This window comes from Epilithonimonas xixisoli (genome assembly GCF_004365655.1).
Classification (GTDB): domain Bacteria; phylum Bacteroidota; class Bacteroidia; order Flavobacteriales; family Weeksellaceae; genus Epilithonimonas; species Epilithonimonas xixisoli.
Window position 1 is genome coordinate 849,795 of sequence record NZ_SOEO01000001.1, and the last position, 22,077, is coordinate 871,871.

The window sequence follows — 22,077 nt, forward strand, 5'->3', positions numbered from 1 at the left end:
ATTTGTTTATTTTTTTCTACTCTCTGTAGTTCACCATATACATCTGAGAGACTTTTCTCAAACTACTTCTCATGATATATTTAAATATGGGAGAGGTGTTTATTATCGTGAGATGAAACACAAGAAATGATTCAGCTTTTTCCTACTCGATTTTTAACATGAAAAATTTCACCTGCTTTTCATCATTATTTAATATTTAAACTTTTCTAATTAATAGGAATAGCAAAAAAATAATTTTCAAAGGCAGCTGTGTTATATTCCCATGCATTCGCACCAATTGATTCAATCGCTAAATAAATCCGTGAATTGTCCTGAGTGACATTAATTAAAGAACTGCCTGGCATAAAATTTAAATCAGTCACCCTTGCACTATTTGAAATCAATCCGGCAAAGGCAGTACTAACTCCTGCTGGTCCCAAATGTGTAAAATTGGTTCTCGTAATTGTATTGGTTGTACTGCTGGTTAGATAAGCATGGAGCCAAGCTTCGCTGTTTACAATATTATAGCCAAGTGTGATTCCGACACTAACAAGCCATTTCCCTTTGGGTAATGTAATATAGACTCCGGTATTTGTTACGCCCGTAGCAGAAATTAATGACCTTACAATGTTTGATGGGGTGGGAAAGGTCCCCGTGATGGTGGGTCTCATAGAAGCCGGAGTCTGCCAAGTTCCAATTCCGGTTGCATCACTCGTTAGTACCTTGCTTTCACCTTGAGTACCATCAGCTAATAAAAAACCAGTCACAGGAGCAATCGTTGTTCCTCCAGTTTGTATTTCTAGTTTCTGGGAAGGGTTTATTGTGCCTACACCAACATTTCCGTTTGGTAAGATGGTGAAATCATTTAATTGTTGCGTAGCAGTATGCGCTGATCCTGTGGTGGGATTGTCTTTTCCTCCATCTATGTTAAATATTCCTTTGGGATTCTCGGTATTGATCCCTACTTGAGAGAATGCAGCTCCCGAAAAAAAGATAGCACCTAAAAAAAATACATATTTTTTCATTTTATTTTATATTGTTTTTTGTTCAAAAACTTTTCAACACTTTTTTAAATTTTAATATCATTTAGTTTTTATATGGCCAGGCAGGCTGGTGGAGGTCTAACTTTAAAATCATTAAAAAAGCCGTTTATATCTTCTTTAAAGCTTTTAATATTGCCTTTAGACCTTATGGAACTGTAGGTTTTTGTAGAGTTCCAGCTTGTAGAGTTCTCCAAGAATTTATTTGAGTAATCTTGAAAACTCCCTGAAAAAGAAATTTTGTGAAGATGAGAAGTGATGAAAAGTTGATTTTTATCTGTTGAAGAATAACGATAATTAACAGTAGGTTTCTTCCTGTGTTTTAATGCAGTCCGATTTTTTTGGCTGGTACTTTTCTTTTTTCTTACAGAAATTGATCTTTTTTTAGGCTTTGTAGCTTTCTTTTTTCCGGAGTTTGCAGTTTGAGGGAAATTGTGCACATATGTACCTTCTACAATATAAATTGATGCACTTTCGGATTTCGGATTTTTGTTCCTGAAAACAATCTGTTTATCGTGTGCGTAAATTTGTCCAAAACTATTCTTACAAATGAAAAGAAGACAGAGAATACCTAAAGCTCTTCTAAGTAAATAGAAAAGCTCTGGATTATTTTTTCTCATCATTTGCGTGTGGTACATTATTTATAAAGTTTCGTTTTTAATCAGAATTTTTAGTTCCAATACATGCTTGGGCAATTCTCTTTACATAGAATTGGTTTTACAAACTAATCTTCGTAAATAATAGAAGTGTGTGTTGTGTTTTTCATCATTTTGTTTTTGAGATCTCAATAAGGAAATTATATTTAATATGACCTGTCCTGAAATCTGATGCAAATGAAAAAAAACAGATTATAACTATAAAAAAAACCGCCCCCTAACAACCTCCCGATTTTATTTTGTTGCTGATAATCAAGGTGGTATGATAATAAAAAACAAGAGGGCTCTCTAAAAGAACCCTCTTGTTTTTATACACAGTTTATAGTGTTTTTAAGCTTCAGCGATATAATTTCTTATCCAAACCGTAAAATCCTCATCACTGTTCAATGAGATTCTTTTCCGAAGGTTTGATCTATTATTTTCAATCGTTTTCAAGGCCTTGAAAGTGTATTCTGCAATTTCCTTATTGCTAAAGCCCATATAGATGTATGCAAAGAAACAAAGCTCTGTAGTTTTTAAGGCAGGATTTAATTTTAGCAGTTTTTGAGCGAAATCCGGATAGGCATCTTGAAACTTTGTCCAAAAAAGAGGTGAGTTATTTTTAACTAGCTCTATCAATTCTGAAGTTGATTCATTTACCCTTTGTCGCAACATTTCAATTTCATCTTCTTTTTCCTGGATTGTAAATATTTTTTCAGATAATCTTGATTCTTGTTCCAAAATAATTTTTCGTTTTTTCTTCCTGATATTGAAAAACACAGCAACTAACAACGAAATACAAAAGAAAATAATACTTGCAACAATTAAATTTTGATTATATCTCAAGTTAATTTTGTCTATTTCCTCTTGGGTCAAGGCGTTGTGAAGCTCTTTTTGTACAATTTTTAAATCTTCCCTACCATCTATTTCTCGCCTTTTTTCTGCTCTTTCCATGTAACGCAACATATTGGCATGATCGCCCAATGCCTTGTATGATGAAGCGATCTTAGAATCGACATTGGCATGGTAGTGTTTAAATTTTTTCTTATTCTCGACTGATTTTAGATAAAACGCTATCGCTTTTTGATAGGATCGCGTCTGGTAATAGTAGTCACCATAGATCTCATAGAAGAGAGCCATGTAATGGTAACGTTCCAATACTGCGCTATTGAATGCTTTTTCAATAAAAGGAAGTGCTTCCTGTGGTTTTTTTTCCTGAAGCAGAATCCAGCTTTTATAAAAATAAATAAATGGTTTATCTCTATAGATTTTTTTTGTTGAAAAATATTTTTGTTCTGGAATTTTTTCAATCGCAACTATTGATTTGTCAGCATATAGATGAGCTGACTGAAGATCATTCGTATCAATGTAATAGTCTGCGATACCAACGTAGTAGTTGGCAGTTAAAAGTTGGGATTGTAAATCGCTGTTATGTTCAACCAATTCTAAAGCCCTTTTTTTACTCTGAACTGATTGCTCAAACAAGGACATTCTTGCGTAGTAAGATCCCTGCAAACTAAAAAACAATGATTTTAAAATAATATCATTTTTCAATTCACTTATTTTGAGACCTTCTTTAAGATAACGAGAGCTTTCTTCAAATCTTCTGAAAAAAACAAGAGATTTGGCTGCATAGTAATATGCTTTTGCCATTCTCTCTTCATCTTTTTCCTTCTTTGCCTTTACAAGGGCTTTTTCGGCAAACAGGAGTGTTTTATCAAAATCTACGTTGATGTTTTGGTCAGCTAGATTTATAAGACTGTCAATTTCCTTTTTAGAATCTCTTTGTTGTGCAAAATGCAGATTAAAGAATAAAATTAATAACAGGGATGTTTTTTTTATCATCTTTTTTTATCAAGAATCTCAAAAATACTGAAATATTAGTAGAAGTCTCGAACATATATTTTATATCTTTAGAATTTGACATAAACTAGACTTTGAGATTAAACAAATACTATCGCAAGACTGCAAATTAATTGTTATGTATTTTTGTACTTAGAAACAATCAAAACAAAATTAATTAAGATGTTTGATAAATAAACCATTTTAACACCTATCTTAAAAAGATTCTATAATACCTTAATTACGTACCACTTTTGTACACCTTTTGTTGTATAAATCACCATTAATAAACGCTTATATAGATACTTGTATAAGAAAGTAACTTTTACAACCTCATATAAAATTTTCCAGAAGAAGATATTGATGAACGTACACAAAGATTATCAAAATTGGCTGATCATTAGGAAATGATGTTTGGTTAAGAACTTATTCACAACTCCGATTCTTTCATAAAAGATTGATTGGAGATTTTTTCTTTTTTCTGTTGATGCAATCTCCTTAATGTAAAAGGGAAAATTGATAAAAATCTAACTTACAATTCAAAATATTATATGGATAACATTGATTTATCGATACCTTGGCTTATTTAAATTAAGACCAACAGAAATTCCAATTTCAACTCCATTTATGTTCCAGTAGAAATAATTTCAAATTTTCAAAGAATCGAAAATCGATGATGGAATATTTATTGTTAGAAACTAAGTAATAATATTTCATTATTAATTTCAATTATAAAAACTGAATTATGAGAGCAATCTGGAATGGCGCCATTGGCTTTGGACTTGTGAATATTCCGATCAAACTATATTCTGCGACAGATTCCAGCACTTTGGATTTGGATATGTTGGACAGCAAGGATTTGAGTAACATCAAATTTAAGCGTGTCAACGAGAAATCTGGGAAAGAAGTCGTTTGGGAAAATATCGTGAAAGGTTACAAGCTTGAGGACAAATATATCGTTCTCGACAAAGAAGATTTCGCGGCCGCAAGTCCGGAAAAATCTAAAGTTCTCAGTATTGCGCAATTCGTCAAACAAGATGAGATTGATTCAGCCCTTTTCGAAACACCATATTTCCTTGAACCTCAAAAGAATGGTGAAGCGGCTTACAAATTATTATTAAAATCATTAATGAAAACCAAAATGGTCGGCATCGGTTCTTTTATTTTGAGAGAACGAGAAATCCTATGTCTGATTCGGCCTTACGATGATAAGATTTTGATTGTCAACAGAATGCGTTATCCTGAAGAAATGAGAAGCTACGAAGATTTGAAAATCCCAACCGGAAAAGCACCGAAGCCTGACGAACTCAAAATGGCAGAGTCATTAATCAAATCTTTGGCGACCACTTTTGACCCTTTAAAATACAAAGACACTTACAATGCAGATTTATTGAAAATCATAAAGCAAAAAGCAAAAGGCAAAAAAGTAAAATTGGTGGAAGAAAAAGAACCAAAAGGAAAAACCACCGACCTGATGGCAATGCTCAAAGCCAGTCTCGAAGGCAAAAAGAAAAAAGCTGGGTAGAAAAGATACAAGAAAGAAGGCAAAGGATTCAGGCTTTACAATTGAAATCATTTATCAATTATCATTCATCATTTATCAATTATGGCACTCGAGGATTACAACAAAAAACGCAACTTTAAAGAAACTTCAGAACCGAGTGGAAAGGAAAAAGCGAGCGGTAAAAAACTGAAATTCGTGATTCAAAGGCACGCAGCGTCGCGATTGCATTATGATTTCAGACTTGAAATGGAAGGCGTTTTGAAAAGTTGGGCAGTTCCAAAAGGTCCGTCATTGAATCCTTCCGACAAACGATTGGCGATGATGGTTGAGGACCATCCTTACGAATACAGAACTTTTGAAGGCTCGATTCCGAAAGGAAATTATGGTGCCGGCGAAGTGGAAATTTGGGATGAAGGAACCTACGAACCCATTGAAAAAGTAAAAGGCAAAACTGATGACCTCGTGATGCGAGCGGAACTTCACAAACAATCTTTAAAATTCATTCTTTACGGTAAAAAATTGAAAGGAGAGTTTGCATTGGTCAAAATCAAAAATCCGCAAGAGGACAACGCTTGGTTGCTCATTAAACATAAAGACGATTTCGCGGTTTCCGATGACTACAACGCGGAAGAACACACCTCCAAAAATTCAAAAGTAACAGCTTACCTCGAGGGGAAAGACAGTAAAAAAAAAATACCGCCTCGGAAAGCATAAAGCATTTTAAAAATTATACGCCAGCACTTTCCGGTGAGAAAAAATTATCGGAATTCATCACGCCGATGCTGTGCAAAACCACTGGTAAAGCCTTTGATGATGCGGATTGGGCATTTGAAATTAAATGGGATGGTTATCGGGCAATTGCGGATTTAAGAAACGATTCTGTTGGATTGTATTCCAGAAATGGTCTCGATTTTTCTCAGAAATTCAAAAAAGTAATAAATTCATTGAAACTTCAGGAACACGAGATGATTCTTGATGGCGAAATCGTTGCTTACGATGACAAAGGAAAACCGAACTTTCAATGGCTTCAAAGAATTGGCGATAATCCTGATTTGGCCCTGATTTATCAGGTGTTCGATTTGCTTTGGCTTAACGGACATTCAACCGAGGAACTGACTTATCTTGAACGAAAAGAATTGCTGAAAGAAGCTTTGGTTCAGAACGATATCGTTCAATTCCACGACCATATTATCAAAGACGGAAAAGATTTTTATCAAGTCGCAAATGACCTTGGTTTGGAAGGTATTGTGGCGAAGAAAACTGACAGCACTTACAAAGAAGGCATCCGAAGTTCGGAATGGCTGAAGATAAAAATCAATCAAACCGATGAAGCAATTATCTGCGGATTTACCGAACCAAAAGGATCTCGGATCAAATTTGGTTCCCTAATTCTTGGGAAATATCTGGACGGCGAAATGGTTTTTTGTGGACATACTGGAACGGGTTTCAATGATAAAATGCTTTCTGAACTTCATCAATTAATGAAACCTTTGATTATCGATAACTCGGTTTTCAAAATCACGCCGAAAACCAATGCAAAAGCGACCTGGGTGAAACCAGAACTGGTTGCCGAAATCAAATTTACGGAAGTGACGAAAGATTTTATTTACCGCCATCCCGTGTTCCTACGACTTCGCGACGATGTGAAACCGAAAGAGGTGGAATTCAATTCTGAAAACAAATCAAAAAACGAAATTGTGAAAAAAGCCGAACCGAAAACAAGAACTGCCAAAAACGAAATCATCAAAAAAATCGGAAAACAAGAATTGAAACTGACGAATCAGAACAAAATCTATTTTCCGGATGACGATGTGAGCAAAGGCGATGTCATCGATTATTATCAAAGTATTTCCAAATATATTTTGCCACATCTCAAGGCGCGTCCGCAATCTATGAATCGTTTTCCTAATGGTATCAAAGGTTTGAGTTTCTATCAAAAAGATGCGTCTGAAGAAACGCCGAATTGGATAGAGATTGAAAAAGTTTTTTCGGAAAGCAGTGACAAATACATCAATTACATCATTTGTAACGACAAGGAAACTTTGGCCTATCTCAACAATCTCGGTTGCATCGAACTGAATGTTTGGACAAGCCGATTGCCAAAAGCCGATTTTCCCGATTACCTTGTTTTAGACCTCGACCCATCAGACAAAAATACTTTTGAAGACGTGATAGAAACGACTTTGGCGGTGAAAGAAGTTCTGGATTTTGCAGGAATCAAAGCTGTTCCGAAGACTTCGGGAAGCTCCGGAATTCACATTTACATTCCGATGGGCGCGAAATATGATTACGACCAAGTCAAGGATTTTGGACATCTTTTGATGCAGATGGTTCAGCAGAAATTGCCGGATTTGACAACACTTGAAAGAAGTCTTCAAAAACGAGATAAGAACAAAATCTATCTCGATTATCTTCAAAATCGTCGTGGACAGACGCTTGCGAGTGTTTACAGTCTTCGCCCAAAAGAAGGCGCGACCGTTTCGATGCCATTGGAATGGGACGAAGTGAAAGTTGGACTGAAACCTACAGATTTCACTATTCATAATGCTTTGGAGCGATTGAAAGAAAAAGGCGATCTTTTCAAGCCTGTTCTAGGAAAAGGTGTTGATATGTTGAAGGTGATTAAGAAATTGGAAAAGTAGAAATTGTATTTTTATTAATCTAAAAATTAATAAGTTTAATTTTTCTTTTAAATTAATATTTTGCATAGATAAAAATGAATTATCACAATGTTGAAATGCAAAGTATTTCCAAAGCTCTATTTAAGAAATTAAGGAGCAAGTAAACTGTAAATCTAAGCAGTAATTAATGCCTTTCTATATGACTGTAGTCATAGCGAAACTGTTATTGAAATCGTATTTTTACAACGGTTTGTAATTTCAAATTCAGAATGTTATACTTTTTTATTTCAAATTTTAAAGGCTGACTCAGATCATAGTATTGTAATTATTTAAAACAAAAATATTTTGAAAGCTAAACATATTTCCGGCGTTCCTGGTCAAAAAGAGGGAGCCTTCCAAGATACAGAAAGTCATAAAAAAATTGATTCGCCAGAAGCAGCTTTTACAAATTTTGATATTTTAAAAACAAGATTTTTATCGGTAAACGAGTGGCAAAATTACTGTGGGAAATCGACCGCAGAGTTTAAACTGTTTGATGAGAACGGACAGCATGTGAATCGCAAACCACAAGAAGGTGATTATATAAGAATAGATATCCCAGGACCAGGTGATTTTGAAGCCAAAGGTTTTGATTGGGTAGAAATCACTGAAATGGACATTACCAGCGAAGAAAGCTTTCGCATTACTTGCAAACCTTCCAAAGATCCCACCGGTCAAAGCTCAAAGATTGCCCATTTTTACTCTGCCAAAACGAGTTCGACATTTATCATTTCCATAACGGGGCATTCTCTCAAAGTGGGGGTTTACCTGCGAAATGAACTACCTAATTCGCAGACAGGTTTTCTGAATCGTGTCAGAAACTTCCTGATTTCTCTCGGGGGTAATACTAGATTTACAAAAATCCAGTGGAAAAGTTTTACGGATGGAATGTTGGATTTCCAGCCTCATTTATGAATTTTTATCGTCTTCTTTAACTCACCATTTATTGACTTAATTTTGACTTAATTTTAAAATTAAAGTTTTGTTATTTATTTTCTAAAAAATATTCAAAATTATTGTCAATTCTATGGATATTTAGGTTTTATTGATGTTCAGTTTTATTTCAATCTTAATACTTTTAGGGATTAATTAATTTCCTTAAATCGAAATTTTAAAGTTTTAGTAGAAAATTTAGTCAAAAAAACTTGGCATTATTATCCATTTTCATTCCAAAAAACGCAAATTTTTGTTAATTTTTATAAAAAAATAGAGGTATAATAAAAGATTTGTTATCATAAATTATTCTCCAAAAATAAGTTAAAATTTTGTTTAAATTTCTTCAATTAAGTATCTAAGCAGTAAGTACTTTAGAATTATATATCATATTAAATATGATAAGCTTATCATATTGTTTACATCATTCTTATCATATAAAATCGATATGTAAATAGTTGATATATAGTACATAATGTAAAATTTATTTTTTTATTTCAATTCTATTTTTATATTTGTGATGTTACGTAAATGTTAACACTCAAATGAATCCAGAATTTATACATACCTATGTTTCTGTTGACTGTGTGGTTTTCGGTTTTGACTATGAAAATAGACTGAACATTTTGTTGGTGCAGCGCCACGTAGAAAATATGCCGGTTGACAGTCAGAAAAAATTGCCAGGAAGTTTGATCTTTAGTGATGAAGATGTGGATGATGCGGCAAATAGAGTAATGTATGAATTGACCGGAATCAAAAAAATGGTTTTGAAACAATTCAAATGTTTTGCAGATCCTGCCCGCGCCAGCAATCAGAATGATATCAAATGGATGGGAACGGAGTACAAACATAATATTGACCGAATCATCACTGTGGCGTATCTCGCGCTTTGCAAAATAGACCACAAGATCAACAGCTCAAAATATGATACTGTAGATTGGCATCCAATAGACAAAGTTCCGCAATTGCCCTTCGATCATAACCAAATCATCAATGAATCTTTGATAGAAATCAGAAAGTGGATGGAAACAGATTTCTCCATCATCTTTGAACTCTTGCCAAAGAAATTCACAATCAGAATGTTGTATCAGCTTTACAGCGCCGTGAGCGAAAAGAAAATTGACATCAAGAATTTTCACAAGAAGATTTCATCATTCAATTATATCATTCAGATGGAGGAGATCGAGCAGAATGTTTCCCATCGCGCTGCAAGATATTACAGGTTTGATCCTAAAATTTATAAAAAAACCCACAATAAATTAATTAAATAAGTTTCAAGAATTATGTATTTGTTAGGATATGATATCGGCAGTTCTTCTGTAAAAGTTTGTCTCATAGAGGCTTCCAGTGGGAAAATTGTAGCCTCTGATTTTTCACCGAAAAAAGAGATGAAAATCACAGCCATCAATCCTGGTTGGGCAGAGCAAAATCCTGCGGATTGGTGGACCAATCTAAAGTTGGCGCATCAATCCGTAATGTCGCACGCCAATGTAGATGCAGATGACATCAAGGGAATTGGGATCACTTGGCAAATGCACGGATTGATATTGGTTGATAAAGACCAGAATCTTCTTCGTCCATCCATCATCTGGTGTGACAGTCGCGCAGTCCCTTATGGTGAAAAGGCTTTCAAAGAAATTGGAGAAGAAAAGTGTCTTTCACATCTTTTGAATTCGCCAGGAAATTTCACAGCTTCCAAATTAGCTTGGGTTAAGGAAAATGAGCCGGATATTTTTTCTAAGATTGATAAAATAATGTTGCCCGGAGATTACATTGCAATGAAACTTTCCGGCGAAATAGGAATTACTGTTGAAGGTCTTTCCGAAGGGATTTTCTGGGATTTCAAAAACAATTGTATCTCAGAAGATGTTATTAATTATTACGGAATTCCGAAAAGTTTTTTTCCAGAGATTGTTCCAACATTTGGGATTCAATCCACAGTTTCCGCTTCTGCCGCAGAAGAATTGGGACTGAAAGTAGGAACGCCAATTTCCTACAGAGCCGGCGATCAACCGAATAATGCATTGTCATTAAACGTTTTCAATCCGGGAGAAATTGCTTCTACAGCAGGAACTTCTGGTGTTGTTTACGGTGTTTTGGATCAGTTGGATTATGATAAATTATCCAGAGTTAACACTTTCGCACACGTGAATCACACCGAGGAGCAAATGAGATTAGGCGTTTTGCTTTGCATCAATGGAACAGGAATTCTTAATTCTTGGTTGAAGCACAATTTTGCCACTTCATTATCATCTTATGGTGATATGAATGAACTTGCATCACTTTCTCCAATAGGTTCCAAAGGTTTGAGCATTATTCCATTTGGAAACGGCGCCGAAAGGGTTTTGGAAAATAAAGATACAAGATGTTCCATCCACGGAATTAATTTTAATATTCATTCAAAAGGTGATGTTCTCCGCGCTGCGCAGGAAGCCATTGTTTTTTCTTATGAATACGGGATGAACATTATGCGAGATATGGGAATGGACATCAATGTCATCCGTGCAGGAAACGCCAATATGTTTTTGAGTTCCATCTTCCGTCAGTCATTAGCGAGTGTGAGCAATGCAACCATCGAGCTTTACGATACAGACGGAGCTGTTGGAGCCGCGAGAGCCGCAGGAATGGGAATCGGTTTTTATGAAGATTCCAAAGAAGCATTTTCTTCATTAGAAAAAATAGCTGTGATAGAGCCCGAATCCGAGAAAAGAGAACAATACTTAGAAGCCTACGAGAGGTGGCAAGATCATCTCAAAGAAATAATTTAATCCAAAAAAACATACCGAATTTACATTCACTTGCTGACTCAAAAAGTCTGTGAGGAAGGGATTCTACAATCAAAAATTGAAGTCAATAATTAAAAATAAATTAAATAATATGAACATTTCAACAGAAACAAAAACGTTTTTCCCAGGAGTAGATCAAATCAAATTTGAAGGTAGAGAGAGCAGAAATCCATTGGCGTTTCGCTATTATGATGCAGATAGAGTAGTGATGGGGAAACCAATGAAAGAATGGATGCGTTTTGCAATGGCTTGGTGGCACACACTATGCGCAGACGGTAGCGATCCATTTGGAGGACCAACTATTCACCACCCTTGGAGCAAAGGAACTGATGCCGTTTCCAGAGCCAAATATAAAATGGACGCTGGATTTGAGTTTATGCAAAAAATGGGATTCGGATATTACTGTTTCCACGATATTGATTTGGTAGATCCTGCTGACAATTGGAAAGATTATGAAAAAAATCTTCAAGCTGTTGTAGAATATGCTAAAGAAAAACAAGCAGAAACAGGAATCAAATTGCTTTGGGGAACGGCTAACGTTTTCACGCACGAAAGATATATGAACGGAGCTTCTACCAATCCAAACTTCGATGTTGTGGCTTGCGCAGGAACTCAGGTTAAAAATTCTATCGATGCAACGATTGCACTTGGTGGTGAAAATTATGTTTTCTGGGGCGGAAGAGAAGGTTATATGAGCCTTTTGAACACCGATATGAAACGTGAGAAAGAGCACCTTGCCCGTTTCCTTACAATGTCTCGCGACTATGCAAGAAGCCAAGGTTTCCAAGGAACTTTCCTTATCGAGCCAAAACCGATGGAGCCTACAAAACACCAGTACGACTACGATGCAGAAACAGTAATCGGATTTTTGAAAAGCCACGGATTGGAAAAAGATTTCAAATTGAATCTTGAGGTAAACCACGCAACATTGGCAGGACACACTTTCGAGCACGAACTTCAGGCTGCAGTAGATGCAGGAATGTTGGGAAGCATAGATGCAAATAGAGGAGATTACCAAAATGGTTGGGATACAGACCAGTTTCCAATCGATTATTTTGAACTAGCTCAGGCTTGGTTGGTAATTCTTCCAAGTGGCGGTTTAGGTTCTGGCGGTGTGAACTTCGATGCGAAAATCCGTCGTAATTCTACAGATGCCGATGATCTTTTCATCGCTCACGTGGCGGGTATGGATGCTTTTGCAAAAGGACTTTTGGTAGCAGCAGATATTTTGGAAAATTCAGATTACAATAAACTGAGAACAGAAAGATATTCATCATTTGACAGTGGCAATGGAAAAGCTTACGAAGAAGGTAAATTAACTTTAGAAGACTTGCAAAAAATTGCCCACGCATCCGGAGAACCAATCCCGAAAAGTGGCAAGCAAGAACTCTTCGAAGCGCTTGTGAATATGCATATCTAAAAAAATAATAAGGGTGTTGATGTGATTTTACATTAATGACATCAACACTTTTAGAACAACCTAACTTAAAACAATAAATTATTATGAATAGATTTAATTTTGCCAAAAACAAGGCTGCAATATTTTTTGCAATGGCTTTGTTGCCTACCACGTTGGCCTATTCTCAAAGTACAAATGATACCGTTGTTGCCAATGAAAGTAAGATAGATGAAGTAGTCGTAATAGGATATGGAAAACAGAGAAAAGAGGCTGTCACAGGATCCGTAGTTTCTGTAAAAGGAGACGTTATGAGGGAAGTTCCTTCTGCGAATATTAGCCAGGCTTTGCAAGGTCGTGCCGCGGGTGTTGATATCGCCCAAACATCGAGCAAGCCAGGAGCGCCAATGCAAATCAGAATACGTGGAACGCGTTCTCTTACAGGGAATAACGATCCTTTGATTGTTCTGGACGGGATTCCTTTTCCTGGATCATTGGCGGATATTAGTCCTAATGATATTCAAAGTTTAGACATCTTGAAAGATGCTTCTGCTACGGCTATCTACGGTTCTCGTGGAGCGAATGGAGTTATTTTGATTACTTCCAAAACTGGTAGAAAAAGACAAAAAGCGACTTTTTCTTACAATACATTCACAGGGGTTTCAAAAATATTTTCAGAATATCCGATGATGAGTGCTGACAAATTCATCAAACTTCGTGCAGACGCCAATCTTTTTGTTCAGCCGGGTGTAGATGAATCTAATGATATTAATACCGATTGGCAGGATCTTCTTTACAAAAAAGGAATCACTACCAATCACGATGTCGGGATTTCTGGAGGAACAGAGAAAGGGTCTTACAACTTCGGATTCAGTTATTACAATGAGAAATCTGTGCTTCCGGGACAAGGTTTTGAAAGACTGAATGTGAGAGGAAGTTTGGATCAGGATCTAGGGAAATATTTCAAAATAGGAATGTCCACCAACAATGCTTACACTGTAAACAAAGGCTCTAATCTTGGAATCTACAATGCGTTGAGTTCCACACCAATTTCCAACCCATACAATGCGGATGGAACTTTGAAAGAAAGAGTGATAATGTCTGCGGATACACAATATGTAACCACTAGAGCAAGTTTAGACAGACTTGGAGATGCTTGGATAGATAAAGCTTTGTCTTTCAGTTCATATAATAATTTCTTTGGAGAGTTTAATATTCCTTGGGTAAAAGGTCTTAAACTAAGATCCAACGTAGGTTTGAACTTTAAAACTACAAATACTGGAAACTACACTGGAGAAGGTGTTTTCAGCTCAGAGCCAAATAATCTTTCATCTGCATCCATTGGTAATTCCCTTACAACACATTGGGTTAACGAAAATATCTTGACTTACGACAGAACTTTTGCTGATAAACACAAAGTGAATGTTGTAGCATTGCAATCTCAGGAGCAAACCAAATTCAACAGTTCTTACATCACGGCAAGAGATATTCCTACAGATGCTTTCCAGTTTTATAACTTAGGACACGCAGAAGGAGAGATTACCATTAATCCAGATCAGCAAGGTTATTATATTGCTGGATTGAAGTCTTGGATGGGACGTGTAATGTACGAGTATGATGGACGTTATATGTTTTCTGCAACCATCAGAGGAGATGGGTCTTCTAGACTCGCGCCAGGATACCAATGGAATATCTACAATGCATTCTCGGCAGGTTGGAATGTAGCTAATGAAGCTTTTCTTAAAGATTCTCAGTATGTTAATAACTTAAAACTGCGTTTTGGGTATGGAGGAACAGCGAATCAAGCGGTAAGTCCTTATACAACTTTAGGACAACTGAGCACAACACCATATAACTTTGGTAGTGCTTATGCAATGGGATATTACGTGTCCAGACTTCCAAATCCAAAATTGGGTTGGGAAAACTCAGAAACATTTAACTACGGTTTAGATTTCGGATTATTTAATAATAGAGTTACTGGTACTTTTGAATATTATGTAACTAATACCAAAGATTTGCTTTTGGATGTTAATTTACCATTTACTTCCGGAGCAGACAGAACGCTTTCAAATGTTGGTTCTACTCAGAACAAAGGTTTCGAATTTTCATTGAATGGTAGCATCATCAATGGTCAAGATTTTAGTTGGGATGCAGGATTTAATATCTCTGCAAACAGAAACAAAATTACGTCATTGGCTTCTGGTGCAACTAGAGATGAGTCAAACTGGTGGTTCGTAGGACATTCGATAAACTCCATATTTGATTATCAGTATGAAGGTCTTTGGCAAAATGGAGATCCTAATTTAAATACATTAGAACCAGGTGGAAATGTTGGTATGATTAAGGTTCTTTACACAGGCGGATACAATGCTGATGGAACACCTGTAAGAGCTATTGGGCCAGCAGACAGACAAATCATCAATACAGATCCGGATTTTGTTGGAGGTTTCAATACGAGATTAGCATATAAAAACTGGGATTTGAGTATGGTTGGAGCTTTCAGAAGTGGAGGTGTTTTGATCAGTACACTTTACGGAAATACAAGTTACTTGAATATGTTAAGCGGTAGAAGAAACAACGTTGATGTAGATTACTGGACAGAGGAAAATCCGAATGTGAGATATCCAAAACCAGGCGGAATCCAAAGTAGTAATAATCCAAAATATGGTAGTACTTTAGCTTTGTTTGATGCTTCTTATCTTAAAATCAGAACGATAACTGTAGGTTACAATTTTGATCAGGAAGTTTTCAAAAAAGCGGGAATCACAAGATTGAGAGTTTACGCAACAGTTACCAATCCATTTGTATTCTTCTCTCCATACCACGATGAGTCTGGAATGGATCCGGAAACAAACTCACTTGGAAATGAAAATCAAGCTGTGAATGATGTTTACAAAAGCAGATTCTTGACAATTGGTACCAACACGCCATCTATACGCAACTATATGATTGGTCTAAACTTAACATTCTAAAAATTATTCAAAATGAAAAAATTCAGAATAAATACAGCAGTAAAAGCAGTTTTGGCTACAGTAGTATTATCAAGCTGTTCGAATGATATATTAGAAGAAACACCTCGCGCAACTTATACATCAGCCTATTTTGGAACAGAAGAAGGTGTTTTGGGAGGTATCACTTTTATGTATGCCAATCTTAGAAATATCTATGGTAATGGTTATTGGCTAAATGCCACAGAAACCGGAACCGATGAATATACTTGGGGACACGGCGCAGATGGAAACTACAAAGATATGGATCTATCTGGTGTTGGACAATTGACCCCAGCAAGTAGCCGGTCTGATGTTTTATGGAACAATGCTTTCAAAAGTATCAACACTTCAAATGGTGTAATAGAAAAAGGTGGACAGTTTAATATTGCAAGCAGTATTATCGCAGAAGCTAGATTCTTCCGAGGTTTTATGTATTTCAATCTTGCACAGACTTTTGGTGGAGTTCCATTGGATTTAGGTTCTGGCGAATTAGCTTTCAACACAAGTACAGTAAGAGGTTCCAAAAGAAATACAGTAACTGAGGTTTACACAAAATCTATTTTTCCAGATTTAATAAAAGCGATAGAAGATTTGCCAAATACGCCTCGTGTTACGGGTGGTGTTACAAAAACAGTAGCCAGACTTTATCTAGCAAAAGCTTATTTGACCTACGCTTGGTGGCTTCAAAATCCAAACAACATCCCAACTTATCCGGAAACGCCTAGAGTGGATCCTAATGGACAAAGTGCACAATGGTACTTCCAAAAAGCTTATGATATTGCGATGGAAGGTATCAACAATCCTTCAGGATATGCACTTCAACCAACTTACTACGATGTGAACGTAGGAAGTAATGATCGTCATAAAGAAATGTTGTTGTTTGCAGATCATACAGAAACAAGTGAGTATTACGATGGTTCAAGTGCTTCATACAACACAGGATCTTCACCAGGAAACTTTGCAATGTGGATGACAACTTGGGATTATACTTTCCTTGAAAGTTCTTCTGACGCTGCTTGGACAGGTGCAAAAGTTCGTTCTGTTCAAAGAGAATCTGCACAAGCTTATGGAAGACCTTGGAAATGTATGGCGCCACCAATCGAAGTCGTAAAAAATACCTTTGCTGATAAAGTAAATGACTCTAGATACGACGGAACTTTTGTTACGACTTTCAGATCCAACTGGAACAAAGCCGGAATTTCAACTAATACGCTTTACGGAGCAAACGGTTTACCAGTACAAGTAGGAAGCGCAATACTTTCATTTATAGATGAGGACAATTCAGCGATTGATTATTCTAATTCTGTTTATAAAAGTAATGTTGGAGCTGGTGTATTACCAGGAAGAGCAGATTTTGTAATTGCACCAAATGGAATCAACAGATATGCTTATCCAAATCTTTGGAAAATAGGATATTACAGATCTTCTTACACGGGATTGGGTCAGCCAAATGGAGGAAGTCCAAGACCTTTCCCAATTGCAAAATTCTCAGAACTGTATTTTGTTGCAGCAGAAGCAGCTGTGAAAGGCGCAACTGGAGCTACAAGTGCTAGAGATTTGATCAATGTTATCAGAGCTAGAGCTGGAAAATGGAGATTCAGTAACAATGGAAATGTTGTTAAAAATGAAGATAACAGTGCTGCAATGATCGCTGCAACACCAGCTGCAATCACAATTGATTATATCTTGGCAGAGAGATCCAGAGAATATTTTGGTGAAGGTTACAGATGGCATGACTTAGTAAGAACTCAAAAATGGGGAGAATTGGCGAAGTCTTACACCATTGGTGGTACAGCTTTGACAGACCACACGCCAAAGACTTACAACAGAACAATTTCTAATTATATGTACTTGAGACCAATTCCTCTTAGACAAATGGAATCTATGGAATTAAGTCCTGCAGAATTGGCGGCTTACCAGAATCCTGGATATTAATTATTAATAATTTCACATTCATATCAATCAAGAACAAAGTAGGTGTAGCCTTTACACCTGCTTTGTTTAATTAAATAAACTACTATGGAAAAAACTTGGCGTTGGTTTGGGAAGAAGGACAAAATCAAATTGGATATGCTCCGCCAAATCGGAGTAGAAGGTATTGTATCAGCACTTCACGACATTCCGAATGGCGAAATCTGGTCATTGGAGGCCATCGAGGATTATAAAAACTATATAGAAAGTTTCGGACTTCGTTGGTCTGTAGTTGAGAGTCTTGCCGTGAGCGAGCCTATCAAGTACGGAGGCGAAAACAGAGATCAACTGATAGAAAATTATATCGAAAGTCTCAAAAATCTTGGCAAAGCAGGCGTTAAAACCGTTTGCTACAACTTTATGCCGGTTTTGGATTGGGCTCGTACAGACCTTTATTTTCAATGGAAAGATGGTTCGTCATCATTGTATTTTGACAAAGCCAAATTCGCCTATTTCGAAATTCACATTCTGAAAAGAGAAGGCGCTGAAAAAGATTACACCCAAGAAATTCTCTCAAAAGTTGAAGAACTAAAAACCACTTTAACCGATGATGATAACAATGATTTGATCGATTCTATCATTGTAAAAACACAAGGTTTTGTGAATGGAAATATCAAAGAAGGCGATCAAAATCCAGTAGCCATTTTCAAAAGTCTATTGGCACTTTATGACGGAATCGACAAAGATCAGCTTCGTCAGAATATGAAATATTTCCTCGAAAAAATAATGCCCGTTTGCGAAGAATATGGCATCCAAATGTGCGTTCATCCAGACGATCCACCATTTTCGTTGTTAGGTTTGCCAAGAATTGTGACCAATGAAGATGACATCGATTGGTTCCTGAATGCGGTCGATAATCCCCACAACGGATTGACTTTTTGTACAGGTTCATTGAGCGCTGGACTTCAAAATGACGTTCCAAAGTTGGCTCAGAAATATGCTTCCAGAACAAAATTTGTCCACCTCAGAAGTACCAATGTTTTCGAAAATGGAGATTTCATAGAAGCTGGACATTTGGAAGGCAGAGGGAAAATTGTTGAGGTTATCAGAATTTTTGAGAAGGAAAATCCAGCTTTACCAATGCGCATCGATCACGGTCGACTTTTGACGGATGATATCGATAAAGGCTACAATCCAGGTTATTCTTTCTTGGGAAGAATGCTGGCATTAGGTCAAATTGATGGCGTAATCGCAACAGTTCAAAACGAATTGTCAAATAAAAACTAAATCAAAACCCAAAGGATTTAATATCAGTAGCCGTAGGTGAAACCTATGGAATATAAATTATAATTTCCCAACAAACCCGAAAGGGTTCAACAACAATAGCCGTAGGTGCAACCTACGGAAAAATCGAACAAACAAAAACCGAACCCGAAGAGTTCAACATTATCATTTATCAATCATCATCCATCAATTATAAAAAATGAACGAAATATTCAGCATAAAAGGAAAAGTCGCAGTCATCACCGGAGCTTCAGGCGTTCTCGGCGGAAGCTTGGCTAAAAGTTTCATCGAAGCCGGCGCAAAAGTAGTTGCGATTGGCAGAAATCAGGAAACTTTAGATTTGAAAGTAAAGGAACTTACGGAATCCGGAGGCGATGCATTAGCCATCGAGGCAAACATTATGAACATCGAAAGTCTCGAAAATGCTTCAAAACTAATTCTCGAAAAATATGGCAAAATCGATATTTTATTGAATATCGCTGGCGGTAATATTCATTCGGCAACACTTTCTCCAGACCAATCATTTTTCGATATGAATTTGGAAGGCTGGGATGAGGTGACGGATCTGAACATCAATGGAACCGTTTACCCGAGCTTTGTTTTCGGGAAAGCAATGGCAGATCAGGGAAGTGGAAGCATTATTAATATTTCTTCGATGGCGGCTTATTCAGCGATTACGAGAGTTGGAGGTTATGCGGCGGCGAAGTCTGCAATTACCAATTTCACGCAATGGTTGGCTACAGATTTGGCGCTTAAGTTTGGAGACAAAATCCGTGTGAATGCCGTTGCGCCAGGCTTTTTCATTGGCGATCAAAATCGTGCGATTCTCATCAATCCAGATGGATCTTTAACCGACCGAAGCAAAAAAGTAATTGCCAAAACACCAATGCAAAGATTTGGCGAAGTGGAAGAACTTAATGGAACCGTTCAGTTTCTATGTTCGGATGCGGCCAGTTTTATCACAGGCGCTTTGATTCCTGTTGATGGTGGTTTCAGCGCTTTCAGTGGCGTTTAAAATTGAGTATTATTTTCTTTATACAGTGAACAAGGCCTTGATTTTAATTTCAATTAAGGTCTTGTTTTTAAAGTTTTTTTCTCAGTTGAATTATCATCAATCTATTAAAAACCTGAGTTCGATTAATAATTTATTACTAAGTGATTGTTATGTGTTTGAATTGCAATCAATAGGGTCGGGCTTTAGCCCGGCTATAAAATGTGGAGATTAAAAAGGCTTTAGCCAAACTTTATAATAGATTTTGGCTAAAGCCAATTTCGGATTAATATTTTGTAAATGGGCTAAAGCCCATTCCTATTAATGTTTTTTTTACAAAATTTAGAATCAAACTCAGGTTAAAAATAAAATAATGAAACAGAATCCAATGAATCTCAATTTTAAAATAAATAGAAACTCGCTGATTGCGACAGCATTATTGACAATCTCTCAATTTTCTGCACAAACTTTTTCTGATTTTTCTTATAAAGGAAATGATAAAATCTACTCAGAAAATCCTCTGAAAGAAGACGAATTCTATTCTCCGATTCTTCAAGGCTGTTATCCGGATCCGAGCATCACGAGAAAAGGAAACGATTATTATTTGGTCAATTCTTCATTTTCGATGTTTCCGGGTGTTCCAATTTTTCATTCTAATGATTTGGTAAATTGGAAGCAGATTGGTCACGTTTTGGACAGACCTTCCCAATTGAAAGTCGATAAAGCTGGATTTTCAGAAGGAATTTACGCTCCAGATATTAAATATAATAAGTTCAACGATACTTTTTATATGATTACTACGCAGATTGCAAGTGGAATAGGAAATATGGTCGTGAAAACAAAAGATCCAAAACAAGGCTGGAGTGAAGTTCAAAAACTAAACTTTGACGGAATTGATCCTGCAATTTTCTTTGATGATGACGGGAAAGCCTACATTGTCCACAACGATGCACCACCAAAAGGAACAGAACAATACAGCGGTCACAGAGTCATCAAAATCTGGGAATATGATTTGGAGAAAGACCAGATTGTTGCCGGTTCAGATAAAATTATCGTGAATGGAGGCGTAGATATTAGTCAAAAACCGATTTGGATAGAAGGTCCGCATTTGTACAAAAAAGACGGTAAATATTTCCTGATGTGTGCGGAAGGTGGAACTGGTGGCAATCACAGCGAAGTAATTTTTATGTCGGATTCTCCAAAAGGTCCATTTGTTCCGGCTGGTAACAATCCTATTTTGACCCAAAGATATTTTCCGAAAGACAGAAAAGATAACGTGGATTGGGCTGGCCACGCAGATTTGGTGGAAACGCCTGATGGAAAATATTACGGCGTATTTTTAGCCATTCGTCCGAACGAAAAAAACAGAGTGACAACTGGTCGTGAAACTTTCATTTTGCCCGTTGATTGGAGCGGAACTTATCCGGTTTTTCAAAACGGTTTGGTGCCAATGAAACCAAAATTAAAAATGCCAAACGGCGTGAAAAATCAAACCAACGAAAAAGAATTTTTTCCCAATGGTAATTTCACTTTCAATGATGATTTGAAAAAATCTCAATTGGATTACCGATGGATTGCGATGCGTGGACCTCGTGAAAGTTTTATTTCTCAGACTAAAATCGGGATCAAAATCAATGCGTTTTCTACGAATATCAAAGCAAAAGCTCCAATTTCAGCATTGTTTCACAGACAGCAACACGCAACTTCGGAAACTTCTGTGACTTTGGATTTCAAACCAAAATCTGAAAAAGAATTAGCGGGAATCACTTGCTATCAAAGCGAAAATTTCAATTATGTTTTTGGAATTACGAAGAAGGACAAAGATTTCTACATCGTTTTGGAACGCACGGAAAAAGGAATTTCAACTGTAGTTGCAAGTGAGAAGATTTCGCTTTCGAAGAATATTCAACTTCAAGTTTCTGTTGTTTCGGATGATTATCAGTTCAATTATTCTTTGGATGGGGATAATTTTAAGAATCTTGGCGGAAAAGTCTCTGGCGACATTTTGTCAACAGATGTTGCAGGCGGATTTACGGGAAGCTTGATTGGTTTGTATGCAACGTCTGATAATGATATTAAATTTTAAATAATTATGAATCAATTTGTTAAAATAAATTATTTGAATT

Annotated in this window: 15 protein-coding genes; 12 read left to right on the top strand and 3 right to left on the bottom strand. The window is 36.5% G+C overall.

The window, feature by feature from the left end:
- Positions 1-206: 206 nt before the first annotated feature.
- The 3 genes from B0I22_RS04005 to B0I22_RS04015 all read right to left on the bottom strand — a co-directional run bounded on the left by B0I22_RS04005 (position 207) and on the right by B0I22_RS04015 (position 3,499).
- On the bottom strand, positions 207-1,004 hold the full coding sequence (locus tag B0I22_RS04005; protein ID WP_133943363.1) for a hypothetical protein: 798 nt from the start codon (positions 1,002-1,004) through the stop codon (positions 207-209).
- Positions 1,005-1,072: 68 nt separating this feature from the next.
- The gene (locus B0I22_RS04010) at positions 1,073-1,642 is read right to left on the bottom strand and encodes a hypothetical protein (RefSeq protein WP_166668172.1); all 570 of its coding nucleotides are present in this window, start codon (positions 1,640-1,642) and stop codon (positions 1,073-1,075) included.
- Positions 1,643-2,005: 363 nt separating this feature from the next.
- On the bottom strand, positions 2,006-3,499 hold the full coding sequence (locus B0I22_RS04015; protein ID WP_133943365.1) for a LuxR C-terminal-related transcriptional regulator: 1,494 nt from the start codon (positions 3,497-3,499) through the stop codon (positions 2,006-2,008).
- A 742-nt stretch (positions 3,500-4,241) separates the two neighbouring features.
- On the opposite strand from B0I22_RS04015, the gene ku reads away from it, so the two are divergent.
- The 12 genes from ku to B0I22_RS04075 all read left to right on the top strand — a co-directional run bounded on the left by ku (position 4,242) and on the right by B0I22_RS04075 (position 22,037).
- Positions 4,242-5,021: a non-homologous end joining protein Ku gene (gene ku / locus B0I22_RS04020; RefSeq protein ID WP_133943366.1), complete on the top strand. Its 780-nt coding sequence runs from the start codon at positions 4,242-4,244 to the stop codon at positions 5,019-5,021.
- An 81-nt stretch (positions 5,022-5,102) separates the two neighbouring features.
- Positions 5,103-5,714, top strand: a complete 612-nt coding sequence (locus B0I22_RS04025; RefSeq protein WP_133943367.1) for a DNA polymerase ligase N-terminal domain-containing protein — start codon at positions 5,103-5,105, stop codon at positions 5,712-5,714.
- A 65-nt stretch (positions 5,715-5,779) separates the two neighbouring features.
- Complete coding sequence (gene ligD / locus B0I22_RS04030) at positions 5,780-7,642, top strand: DNA ligase D (RefSeq protein ID WP_133943368.1); 1,863 nt, start codon at positions 5,780-5,782, stop codon at positions 7,640-7,642.
- Positions 7,643-7,966: 324 nt separating this feature from the next.
- Complete coding sequence (locus tag B0I22_RS04035; protein WP_133943369.1) at positions 7,967-8,575, top strand: hypothetical protein; 609 nt, start codon at positions 7,967-7,969, stop codon at positions 8,573-8,575.
- A gap of 563 nt (positions 8,576-9,138) precedes the next feature.
- Positions 9,139-9,864, top strand: coding sequence for an NUDIX hydrolase (locus B0I22_RS04040; protein ID WP_133943370.1), 726 nt, complete (start codon positions 9,139-9,141; stop codon positions 9,862-9,864).
- Positions 9,865-9,876: 12 nt separating this feature from the next.
- The gene (locus B0I22_RS04045) at positions 9,877-11,361 is read left to right on the top strand and encodes a xylulokinase (protein ID WP_133943371.1); all 1,485 of its coding nucleotides are present in this window, start codon (positions 9,877-9,879) and stop codon (positions 11,359-11,361) included.
- A 109-nt stretch (positions 11,362-11,470) separates the two neighbouring features.
- Positions 11,471-12,799, top strand: coding sequence for a xylose isomerase (gene xylA / locus B0I22_RS04050; protein ID WP_133943372.1), 1,329 nt, complete (start codon positions 11,471-11,473; stop codon positions 12,797-12,799).
- A gap of 83 nt (positions 12,800-12,882) precedes the next feature.
- Positions 12,883-15,747, top strand: a complete 2,865-nt coding sequence (locus B0I22_RS04055) for a SusC/RagA family TonB-linked outer membrane protein (protein WP_133943373.1) — start codon at positions 12,883-12,885, stop codon at positions 15,745-15,747.
- Positions 15,748-15,759: 12 nt separating this feature from the next.
- The gene (locus tag B0I22_RS04060; RefSeq protein ID WP_133943374.1) at positions 15,760-17,700 is read left to right on the top strand and encodes a RagB/SusD family nutrient uptake outer membrane protein; all 1,941 of its coding nucleotides are present in this window, start codon (positions 15,760-15,762) and stop codon (positions 17,698-17,700) included.
- Positions 17,701-17,784: 84 nt separating this feature from the next.
- Positions 17,785-18,963: a mannonate dehydratase gene (uxuA, locus tag B0I22_RS04065; protein WP_133943375.1), complete on the top strand. Its 1,179-nt coding sequence runs from the start codon at positions 17,785-17,787 to the stop codon at positions 18,961-18,963.
- Positions 18,964-19,159: 196 nt separating this feature from the next.
- On the top strand, positions 19,160-19,975 hold the full coding sequence (locus B0I22_RS04070) for an SDR family oxidoreductase (protein ID WP_133943376.1): 816 nt from the start codon (positions 19,160-19,162) through the stop codon (positions 19,973-19,975).
- Positions 19,976-20,324: 349 nt separating this feature from the next.
- A complete protein-coding gene (locus tag B0I22_RS04075; protein ID WP_185145336.1) occupies positions 20,325-22,037 on the top strand; it encodes a glycoside hydrolase family 43 protein in 1,713 nt (570 codons plus the stop codon).
- The last annotated feature ends 40 nt before the right edge of the window (positions 22,038-22,077 follow it).